Origin of the sequence: Paenibacillus contaminans (genome assembly GCF_003285015.1) — a bacterium.
GTDB lineage: Bacteria > Bacillota > Bacilli > Paenibacillales > NBRC-103111 > Paenibacillus_V > Paenibacillus_V contaminans.
Map to the genome: position 1 here is coordinate 208,575 of NZ_QMFB01000016.1, position 9,829 is coordinate 218,403.

The window sequence follows — 9,829 nt, forward strand, 5'->3', positions numbered from 1 at the left end:
TGTACAATTCCTCCTTATATTGGGAAATCATTCGGTTTACTGCTTGCGCGGTACGATTGAAATGCGGTGCGGCGGAACGTCAAGCCCCCGCTCGACTGCATCGGAGATCAGCTTCTTGACGGTTAAGTTTTCAGCCCCTTTAGCGACGATGAGAACCCCCCTTATTTTCGGTTTGATATATTTCTGGACGAGCGGAGATTGGCTGCCCGAGTTGGAATACATGACGGTATCTCCGCTTCGTGTGACATCCGTAATGTTGCGCGTGGCGCCGTTCACGTCTTTCTCGCTTGTGACCTGCTGCGTATCCCTCATGTTTTTCTCGACTGCGACCTCTTCCGTCGAATCGACGGTAACCAGCACTTCCACATCCCCCACGCCGACGATTTTCTGCAAAATATCTCTAAGCTGCGTCTCGTATGCCTGCTCGTACTCCTTGAAGGCGGCGCCTTCCTTGCTCATGCCGTTCGCCATCGCAGGCAGCGTATCGTTAGGCGGCGGCGATGCTCTTCCCGCTCCGAGAGAGTCCACCTCCTTCATGGCAAATGAGCTGAACAGCATTAGCGCCGCGCCGATCAGCCCGATCAGCAGCAGCCACCGAAACGTCTTTACCCGCTTCGTACCGCCTGGACCGCCGCCCAGCCATTCCTCCAGCTGCGTCATCCATTTCGCCACCGGCTTCCCCTCCCGACATCGTTGATCCTGCCGCAATGCGACATCCCATCGATCGCTGCTTCAATTCTTTGAAAGAAATCCCCATTAACCGGGCTATTTTGCGGCAGCCCCGTCCACAACGGTTATACGTTCGGGAGCGAGCTGCCAATTCGTCTGAACATACCGGCTGACGGCACGCTTAGCCGTCTCGTTCATCCCGGCTGCGGGCTGCTCCTGCGCTTGAGCCGGAACCGTTCGTCCGCTCGGCTCAATCCTTACTTCGACCGGCTTGACCGGCTCTATAGGCGATCCGCCGCCACTCTCGACTTTTTTCGAAGGCTTCCCTAACGTGACGCGTACCGAATCGAGCGAAGCCTTGCCGCGATCATCCACTTTCACGATCGCCTGAACCGATTCGACGGCCATTCCTTCATCCCGCTCGATGCCTTCCTTGATGCCTGCGGCCAGCTGCGTCTCGACGAGCTTTTTGGCTTGCTCTAGATTCGCGTTCTGCAGCTTCGTCCCATCCTTCATTACCGCGTCTACCGGCTTCATCTTGTCCGTCCCTGCCGCCGATGCGGCCGAACCCGACTCCAGCTGCCAGGAATCCGCTGCGGACAACAGCTTGCCCGCATCCATCCCGCGCTGGAACAGTTCAAGAATCGGCGAAAGAATGGTCAGCAGAAGGAATAATCCGATAACGGTCCGCGCGTAACGCTGCATATTGTTGTTCGGAAGCAAAAGTTCGGCGAACGCAGCCAGCATGATGATCAGAATAAGCTCCTTCAGCCATCCTCCCAACCAATCCACCGCACTCCACCTCCCCCGGCGCAGCTCCGCCGCTATTGCTGCACTTGCGGCACCGGCACGATGTCACCGCATCATGACCGATACGTTTCCGACCGTAATCATGATCGTAATGGCGAGAAAAAACATAAATCCTACTGCAGCAAGCGAAGCAAACACATACATCATGTTTTTGCCGATCGTTTGCAGACATCCTCCGATCGGGCTGTCGCCAAGCGGCTGCAAGACCGCCGCCGACAAGTTGTAAATAAGCGCGAGCGACAATATTTTGAGCGCCGGGAAAGCGCAGAGCAGAATGATGACGACGACGCCTGCAAGACCGACCGCATTTTTAACGAGAAGGGATGCTCCCACAACCGTTTCCGATGCGTCCGAGAACATTCGCCCGACGACCGGCACGAAATTTCCCGCCACATATTTGGCGGTCCGGATCGCCACGCCGTCCGTGACGGCTCCGGTCGTCCCTTGCACGGAAATGACGCCGAGAAAAACCATGACGCAAAAGCCGAGAAGTCCGACCCCCAAAGTACGCAGCATGTTCGCCAGTCGGGTAACCTTGTACTTTTCGGAAAGCGAGCTGACGATATGCAGAACCGTCGAGAAGAAAAGCAGCGGGAATACGACGGTATAAATCAATGTGCCGACCATATGGACCATAAAAACGATCAGCGGATGCATAACGGCCACGGTCGTCATATTGCCCATGGAAGCCAGCATCGTCAGCAGCAGCGGCACGACCGCCACCATGAATTGGATCATGCCCCCGATGGCCGACTTGGCGTACCCGATCGCTATCGTAAAGCTGTTGATCGCGAGAACGATCAGCACCATGTAAATGATTGCGTAAGCTACTTTGCTGACCGCTTTTTTCTCGAATGCGCTTTGAACGGTTTCCAGAATCATGCTGAACACGGTCAGCAGGATGATGGTGCCGAGCAGCTTCCCGTTGGCGAGCACCTCGTAAAATAAATATTTCATCAGTCCGCTTGCGATCGATTTGATGCCGAAGCCGCCGCCCGGCGTAAGCATTTCTTTGAAGGAAGGGACCGTGCCGGACGGAAAAAATCCCCCGTAATCGACAACCAGCTTGTTCCAATAATCTTCGACCTGCTCGGTAGGAAGCCGCTGCGCTTGTTCGCCGACCATCGCATCGATCGGCCCTGCGGCATAAACGCCTACTCCAAAGCCAACGAGCATAACGGCCAGCACCGTCAAAACGACGGAAGCTCGTAAGGAAAGCCTGAATCCAAAAGACGGGCCTCTGATTCTTGCAAACACGGAGGGCTGATTATTCGGCTGCAGCATGCGGGATTCAACTCCTCTGGTACGACTTCTGGGGCATCTAGGCGGGCATCAGCTTTACGACCGTTTCGACAATGATTTTTATAATGGGAATTGCCATGACCATGATTAAAATTTTGCCTGACAGCTCGATCTTGGATGCGATCGCTTCTTGTCCCGCATCTCTTACGATTTGAGCGCCGTATTCGGCTATATAGGCGATACCGATTATTTTCAAAATCGTCTTGAGAAATACCATATCGATATGCGACTTGATCGCAAGTTCCTCCAGCACGCGTATGACGGCCCCGATCTTGCCCAATAAAAACAACAGGATGATGGCGCCCGTAAAAGCGGTCAGCAGAAACGCGAACATCGGCTTTTGTTCTTTAAGGACTAGCGCCAGTACGGTCGCCAGCAGTCCGAGTCCCACGATTTGGATGATGTCCATTGAACATTCCCTCCACGTTTTGCCGGGGCAAAACGCCTTCGGAAGCATATGTCTGCTTTGCGTAAACCGATCGACTCCGAATGTTCAAGCCGGTTTGCGCGAGAAAAAGCGAATCGACCGCAGCTGTAATCGCTACTGGAATAAGAAGATCGTCTTGATTTCGCGGAATAGCTCGTTCAGCATGCTTACGACCATAAAGAGCACGACGACAAATCCGATGACGGTTACCCAGTGCGCCATATCTTCCTTGCCCATCTGCTTCAACACCGAGTGAATCATCGCGATAATAATGCCAATACCTGCTATTTGAAATATTGCGTTCACATCAACATTCATGCCGGCACCTCACAACTAGCGGTTAGAGGAAAACGATCGGCCGCCGTCTTCGGCCCCCCTGCTTCAATACATCAAGATGACCAGCAGCGCTCCGACCAACACGCCGAGACTTTTCCACATCGTTTCGTAACGCTTCTGCTCCTCGCGAGCCGTCTCTTCCTCCGCCTGCAAATGGCTGATTGCCAGACGGAGATGTTTGATCTGGTCTTCGCGATCCGATACGCCAAGCGTGCTGCCCAACTGCTGCATCACTTCCTGCTCGCCGGCTTTCATCGCCGTGTGTCTCCATCCTTCCGTTATCGCCTCTTTCCAGCTTTCCGCCGCAGGACGTCCATCGGCATCCCGCATCCTGTCGGCGGCAAGCGTAAACATAGAAGCTAGCGGCGGAGAAACGGGCTTCGCGATGATTCCCAGCGCGTCCGGCAGCGGCGTGAAGCCGTAGCCGATTTCCGTTTCCAATCGTTTGAGCGCCTGTACGAGCTGACGGATCTGCTTCGGCCGTCTGGCAAACAGACCTGCCTGATAAAATCCGAGCATTGTAGCGGCAAACAAGATGCAAGCCGCGCCGATCAGCTTGAGCAAGCCTCATCCCCCCTCGCAAGCTTCGGGAAAGCGGAGCCCGCTATTTTTTTGCCCGCGCCGTCATAGATCGAAGCTATTGCGGGAATGCCGTCTCTTTTGGCCAAACATACGACTCTGCCGAACAGCCGGTCGGCAAGCAGCTCCCGCAGCACCGGCCGCATTCGCACATCGTCGTAATCGAAGCCGTGCGCGCTCGCTATGACCCGAATTCCCGCATGAAGCGCTTCTCGTACAGCGGAGGCGTCTTCCTGTCTGCCGATCTCGTCCACAACAAGCACGTCAGGCGACATGGAGCGGATCATCATCATCATTCCTTCCGCTTTCGGACAACCATCCAACACATCGGTGCGCGGTCCGACCTCGAAGCGCGGCACGCCCCGCACGCAAGCCGCCAGCTCCGACCGTTCGTCGACGATCCCGACCTTGAGGCCGCCTGTTCGTCCGTCGGGCCACACCCCTGCGCTCAGCAGTCTTGCCAAATCGCGAATCAGCGTCGTTTTGCCGTGCTGGGGAGGGGAAACGATCAGCGTATGATGCACCGAGCGGCCGAACCCCGTATCGTCCGTCAAGCACGGCAGCACTTGCAGCCCGCAGCCGACGATTTCCCTTGCCACGCGAATGTTAAAGCCCGTAATGTCGCGAATCAATTTAACGCTTCCGTGCTCGAGTACCGTTTTGCCCGCCAACCCGACGCGGTGTCCCCCCGCAATCGTAATAAACCCGCGCTTCAGCTCCTCCTCGAAGGTGTAAAGAGAATGATTCGTCAGCAAATCGAGAAGCGTAGCGCAAATCTCGCGATTGGGACGAAAGCCTTTGGAAGCATCCAAGGTCGGCTGGCTCTGCTCGGTCAAGAATGCATAGTGGCCTCTGCTCACGATTTCGAGCGGCCGATTTTCCCGGACCCGTATTTCTTCCAGCTCGTGCAGCATCGCATCCGGCATTCGCTTCAGTATCCGCATCAGCGCAGGGGGCATGGCGGCCCATATCGTCTCAAGCATGTCGCGCCTCCAAGTAAGTTGTCCAGTCTATCATTATCTATATGCTTGACCCTATAGAATATGACTTGTCTTCTTGCAAGGAACGCGTTCATTTTTTCAATATGCCGATGAAAATACAGGTCAAGCCGGCGAAAATCCAGACGATTTTCCCGAACGACAGCTTATCGGCCATTCCGACAAGCCCGATCGTCGTTGTCGCAAGCAGAACGATCGGTCCGACAAACGCGAGCGAAGAGTTGACGATCAGCGCTTTATCGACCTGATTGATCCGCAGCATGACAAGAGCGGCAATAATCTCAAGACTTCCGGAAAACATCCGGAGCATCGCCATACTAAGCACGAACTTATTCAGCATCGCAGCACCTCCCTCCAAAAATAGCAATCTTGTCCTACCACTACCTTATGCATGCTTGTCTATCGATAGAAGCATATGTTTAGCCGAATGAAAGCCCGATTCATGGGCACATCCCCTTAGCCCGCGCATATTATGCTCAAGAAAAGAACAATTTTTCGTATGGTGAGGAGATCACGACATGGAAGGAACATCCCGTTCTTGGCACCCGAAACTCGCGGATCCGTCCGGTATGCGTCAGGCAAAACCGCGCTTTAGCGGCAAAACGATGGTCATCGACAAAGGTCTCGGGATCAATGCGCTCGAGGATTTATTGGAAACGGCGGCGGCTCACATCGATATGATCAAAGTCGGTTTCGGCACCTCGCCTCTATATCCGCGAAAGCTGCTCGAACGCAAAATCGAGCTTGCCAAACGGTACGGCATCCGTATCTTTCCCGGGGGCACTTTCCTCGAGGTAGCCGTAACGAAAGATGTGACCGATTTGTATTTTAAAGGCATAACGGCGCTGGGCTTCGACGGCGTGGAGGTATCGGACGGTACGATTGAATTGCCGAGGGACGCAAGGAGCAGGCTCATTGCGCAGGGAAAGGAGGCCGGACTCACCGTATTTACCGAGTACGGCAAAAAATGCTGGGGCTCCACAATCGAAATAGAAGATTTGATCCGCACCGTGCGCACCGATATTCGTTTGGGCGCCGAGCTCGTAACGATCGAGGGGCGGGAGTCGGGAGCCGGAGTAGGAATATTCGATGCGGACGGCGCATGCAGGGACGATAAAATTCAAGCCGTGCTCGATCGCATCGAGAAGCCGGAGCAGCTGCTTTGGGAGGCGCCGCAAAAGTCGCAGCAGGTACATCTGTTGAACATGCTCGGACCGGATATCAACATCGGCAATGTCGCACCGCAGGACATTTTGTCATTGGAGGCGCTTCGCAGGGGGCTGCGGTCGGATACGTTCGATTTCATCCTGGACCATAAATCCCGCGCCGGTTTGGTCTATGAGCTGACTTTCGAAATATAAATAAAGGTAGGTTTCATCGAACCATATTACGGTAGTGCAATAGTCCGCGCGAGTGGCCCAAACACGCCGCGCTTTCTCTTGCGGGCGCCAAGGAGGATCAGCATGCAAATCGATGTCATTTCCTGTGTGAGCGAAGCCCGTTCCGATGATTTTGTCGGCAAAACGGCGCTGGTTATCGATGTTTTGCGGGCAACGAGCAATATGGTAACGGGTCTGAGCGCAGGATGCCGGGCTTTCGTGCCAGTCGAGACCGTTCAGCAGGCCAAACAAATACACGCGGCGGGCGATCTGCTCGGCGGGGAACGATCCTGCAATAAGATACCCGGCTTTCACCTCGGCAACTCGCCTTTGGAATACACCCGCGATGCGGTCGACGGAAAACGAATCGTCATGACGACGACCAACGGGACGAGAGCGGTGCAAAAATCGCAAAAGGCGCAGCATGTCCTCGCCTGCTCGCTGCTGAATGCGCGGGCGTGCGCCAAGGCGGCTCTTGATTTAGGAAGGGATATCATCGTCGTCTGCGCGGGAACCCAGGATCAGTTCGCACTGGAGGACGGACTCGGAGCGGGTGCGGTTGTGAAGGAAATAAGAGGACTCGCCAAAACCGAGCCGCAAGTGAACGATTTCGGCATTGCGATGGAAAGCTGCTTTTTGCAATTCGGCGACATGCTTCAGGAGACGCTGCAGCAAACCGCAACGGGCAAAAGACTGGCGAAGCTCGGCTACTCCAACGATGTCGGCTTTTGCTCGCGATTGAATATATTCGAGCTTGTTCCAGTGCTGAAGGAGGGCGTTCTCGTTCCCCTCGTACCGGCGCCGACATACAGATAGCTCGTTCTAAACGAATCCCCCTTTCATAAAATAGATAAGGACAAGGGGGACCGGCTATGAACGGAAATGTAATTCTCGTCATTCTCATCCTGATCGGCCTGATCGGACGCTCCAATATTATTACGACAGCCGCATGCATTCTGCTCGTTATTAAGCTTGTAAGTCTTGATCGTTATTTACCTGCGCTTGAACGGAGAGGACTGGAATTCGGTCTTCTCTTTTTGACGCTCGGCGTGCTTGTCCCGTTCGCAACCGAACGCATTTCCTTGCGCGACGTAACGTCCGTATTCACGTCATGGCCCGGCATTATCGCACTGGCGGGAGGCGCCATCGCCACGTATATGAACGGGAAAGGCCTGGAGCTATTAAAAATAGACCCACAATTGGTTGTGGGTCTTGTCATCGGTTCGATTTTCGGCATCATATTCATGCGGGGAATCCCGGTCGGGCCGCTGATGGCTGCGGGAATAACAGCCCTGCTGATGAAAATCGTGCAGTTTATTTGGAATAAATTCGTTTGATCGCAGATGGCGGAGCCCCAGCAAAGTTCGCTTATTTCGCTTCTAAGGCATCCGTCGCTTAGCTGGGATAAACTATCTGCGGTCGGACGGTCCGCCGACGAACGCTTGCTCGGTCGTGTCCAGGCCGTAAGCCGTATGCAGCGCTTGAACCACTTCGTTAAGCTGCGGCTTCTCGATAACGCACGACACTTTAATCTCGGACGTGCTGACCATTTTAATATTGACGCCGCGCGAGGAAATGACCTCGAACATTCTGGCTGCGACTCCCGGATTGCTGACCATGCCCGCTCCGACGATGGATACTTTCACAAGATCGTCCTCATGCGAGAGATCCCGGTAGCCGATCTCGTCTTTAATGCTTTCGAGAACGCCGGTCGCTTTGCCTACATGATCCGAAGCGGTCGAAATCGTGAACGAAACGTCCGCCACTTGCTCCCCGATGCCGCTTTGCACGATGATATCGACGTCGATATTTTGTTCCGCAAGAGCAGAGAACACTTTTGCCAACTGGCCCGGCTTATGCGGGACTCCTAAAATGCTGATTCTTGCTACATTTTTATCAAAAGCGATGCCGCGAACGACAACACCCTGCTCCATGACCGCTTCCTCCTTGACGTGTGTTCCTTCGTTATGGGTAAAGCTGGATCTGACGACCAGCTGCACTTGATAATGCTTAGCGTATTCAACGGCACGCGGATGCAGGACGGCAGCTCCAAGATGTGCCAATTCGAGCATTTCGTCGTACGATATTTCCTTCAGCTTGCGCGCCACCTTGACGACACGCGGATCGGTCGAATAAACGCCGTCCACATCGGTGTAGATCTCGCACAGATCGGCCTTAATCGCTGCAGCGAGCGCTACCGCCGTCGTATCCGAGCCGCCCCGTCCGAGCGTCGTGATATCGCCCTCCTCGGACAAGCCTTGGAACCCTGCGACGATGACCACCTTCTCTTCATCGAGGGCGCCTATTACGCGCTTCGGATCGATATCCGAAATACGCGCGTTGCCGTGTACCGGCTCCGTGGAAAATCCCGCTTGCCAGCCCGTAAAGGAAATGGCTTGTTCTCCTTCGGCAGAAATCGCCATCGCCAACAGCGCTACCGACACTTGCTCGCCTGTCGAGAGCAGCATATCCATCTCGCGCGCCGGAGGCTTACCGGGATATATTTGTTTAGACAAGTCGATCAAATCGTCCGTCGTATCGCCCATTGCGGAAACGACGACCACGCAGCGGTTGCCTGCGCGTTTGCGTTCGACGATTCGTTTGGCTACGCGTTTCATCCGTTCGGCATCGCCGACGGAGCTGCCGCCAAATTTCATAACGATTAAAGACACAGCTCGTTCACTCCCTACATCTTATCCTAATTTCCATAGGAGTCTGTTAACATTTTCACATTATAGCATACCTTATCAGCAGCATAAAGAACATTTATTGACGAATAACGTACGAATATTCGGGTTTATCAAGTCAATGACGAACGCTCGTGACCCTTCCGCCGAACGTCGAGTCTCCGCTATCTTGTAAACGCCAGCCCCGCGATCTTGTCTTCGTCAGCGCAGCCTATGACGCCGCCCACGGCTTGCAAGCGTTTCGCATCTTGCAGAGGACGCCAGCCAATCGACCGACCGCTTTATGTAGCGAAACATCTTGCATCGGGGAGCTGCTTGCGATTCGAAATGCGCTGCAGTCCGATTTTGCCCACTTGGATCGAGCTTAGGTCCCTTACCTTCGCTACAGTCCCAAAACGCGCGCTTGCAGAAGCTGTTTGGCTCGTCACACCCGTAAATCCATGCTACAAACAGGCAGTTTCGGTCTACAACTTATAGGAAGCCTCGATTCCTTGCTCCAAGCGGGGGAATTCGAATTACAGCATTCGGGACCTAAATATTAGCAAAACAAAAGAAGCTTCCAAAACCACTTTAGGAGGAGGCCACTGACAAACTAATGATTTTTCAGTGAGTTCCAGTAGCGGGTACAAAAAATGCGACACT

General features: G+C 54.2%; 12 protein-coding genes. 3 read left to right on the plus strand and 9 right to left on the minus strand.

Features of this window, described 5'->3' with window-relative positions; genetic code table 11:
• Nucleotides 1-36: 36 nt before the first annotated feature.
• The 8 genes from spoIIIAG to DQG23_RS25525 form a co-directional block, all read right to left on the minus strand.
• On the minus strand, nucleotides 37-672 hold the full coding sequence (spoIIIAG, locus tag DQG23_RS25490; protein WP_238178022.1) for a stage III sporulation protein AG: 636 nt from the start codon (nucleotides 670-672) through the stop codon (nucleotides 37-39).
• Nucleotides 673-765: 93 nt separating this feature from the next.
• Entirely contained in the window at nucleotides 766-1,461 is a 696-nt protein-coding gene (spoIIIAF, locus tag DQG23_RS25495; protein ID WP_113033848.1) for a stage III sporulation protein AF, read from the minus strand.
• Nucleotides 1,462-1,524: 63 nt separating this feature from the next.
• Nucleotides 1,525-2,763: a stage III sporulation protein AE gene (spoIIIAE, locus tag DQG23_RS25500; protein ID WP_113033849.1), complete on the minus strand. Its 1,239-nt coding sequence runs from the start codon at nucleotides 2,761-2,763 to the stop codon at nucleotides 1,525-1,527.
• Between the two features lie 37 nt (nucleotides 2,764-2,800).
• The gene (spoIIIAD, locus tag DQG23_RS25505; protein WP_113033850.1) at nucleotides 2,801-3,190 is read right to left on the minus strand and encodes a stage III sporulation protein AD; all 390 of its coding nucleotides are present in this window, start codon (nucleotides 3,188-3,190) and stop codon (nucleotides 2,801-2,803) included.
• 132 nt (nucleotides 3,191-3,322) lie between these two features.
• The gene (spoIIIAC, locus tag DQG23_RS25510) at nucleotides 3,323-3,526 is read right to left on the minus strand and encodes a stage III sporulation protein AC (protein WP_113033851.1); all 204 of its coding nucleotides are present in this window, start codon (nucleotides 3,524-3,526) and stop codon (nucleotides 3,323-3,325) included.
• 63 nt (nucleotides 3,527-3,589) lie between these two features.
• Nucleotides 3,590-4,108: a stage III sporulation protein SpoIIIAB gene (spoIIIAB, locus tag DQG23_RS25515; RefSeq protein WP_113033852.1), complete on the minus strand. Its 519-nt coding sequence runs from the start codon at nucleotides 4,106-4,108 to the stop codon at nucleotides 3,590-3,592.
• Nucleotides 4,096-5,106, minus strand: coding sequence for a stage III sporulation protein AA (gene spoIIIAA / locus DQG23_RS25520; protein WP_113033853.1), 1,011 nt, complete (start codon nucleotides 5,104-5,106; stop codon nucleotides 4,096-4,098). Before spoIIIAA ends, spoIIIAB begins: the two co-directional genes overlap by 13 nt.
• Nucleotides 5,107-5,194: 88 nt before the next feature.
• Nucleotides 5,195-5,461, minus strand: a complete 267-nt coding sequence (locus DQG23_RS25525; RefSeq protein ID WP_113033854.1) for a YqhV family protein — start codon at nucleotides 5,459-5,461, stop codon at nucleotides 5,195-5,197.
• A gap of 178 nt (nucleotides 5,462-5,639) precedes the next feature.
• On the opposite strand from DQG23_RS25525, the gene comA reads away from it, so the two are divergent.
• From comA to DQG23_RS25540, 3 genes are all read left to right on the plus strand, one after another.
• Nucleotides 5,640-6,482, plus strand: a complete 843-nt coding sequence (comA, locus tag DQG23_RS25530) for a phosphosulfolactate synthase (protein WP_113033855.1) — start codon at nucleotides 5,640-5,642, stop codon at nucleotides 6,480-6,482.
• Nucleotides 6,483-6,584: 102 nt separating this feature from the next.
• Nucleotides 6,585-7,316, plus strand: coding sequence for a 2-phosphosulfolactate phosphatase (locus tag DQG23_RS25535; protein ID WP_113033856.1), 732 nt, complete (start codon nucleotides 6,585-6,587; stop codon nucleotides 7,314-7,316).
• A gap of 56 nt (nucleotides 7,317-7,372) precedes the next feature.
• Nucleotides 7,373-7,837 (plus strand): DUF441 domain-containing protein, encoded by a 465-nt coding sequence (locus DQG23_RS25540; RefSeq protein ID WP_113033857.1) that lies wholly within the window; start codon nucleotides 7,373-7,375, stop codon nucleotides 7,835-7,837.
• 72 nt (nucleotides 7,838-7,909) lie between these two features.
• Here DQG23_RS25540 and DQG23_RS25545 read toward each other — a convergent pair whose 3' ends face one another.
• Nucleotides 7,910-9,172 (minus strand): aspartate kinase, encoded by a 1,263-nt coding sequence (locus DQG23_RS25545; RefSeq protein WP_113033858.1) that lies wholly within the window; start codon nucleotides 9,170-9,172, stop codon nucleotides 7,910-7,912.
• Nucleotides 9,173-9,829: the final 657 nt, after the last annotated feature.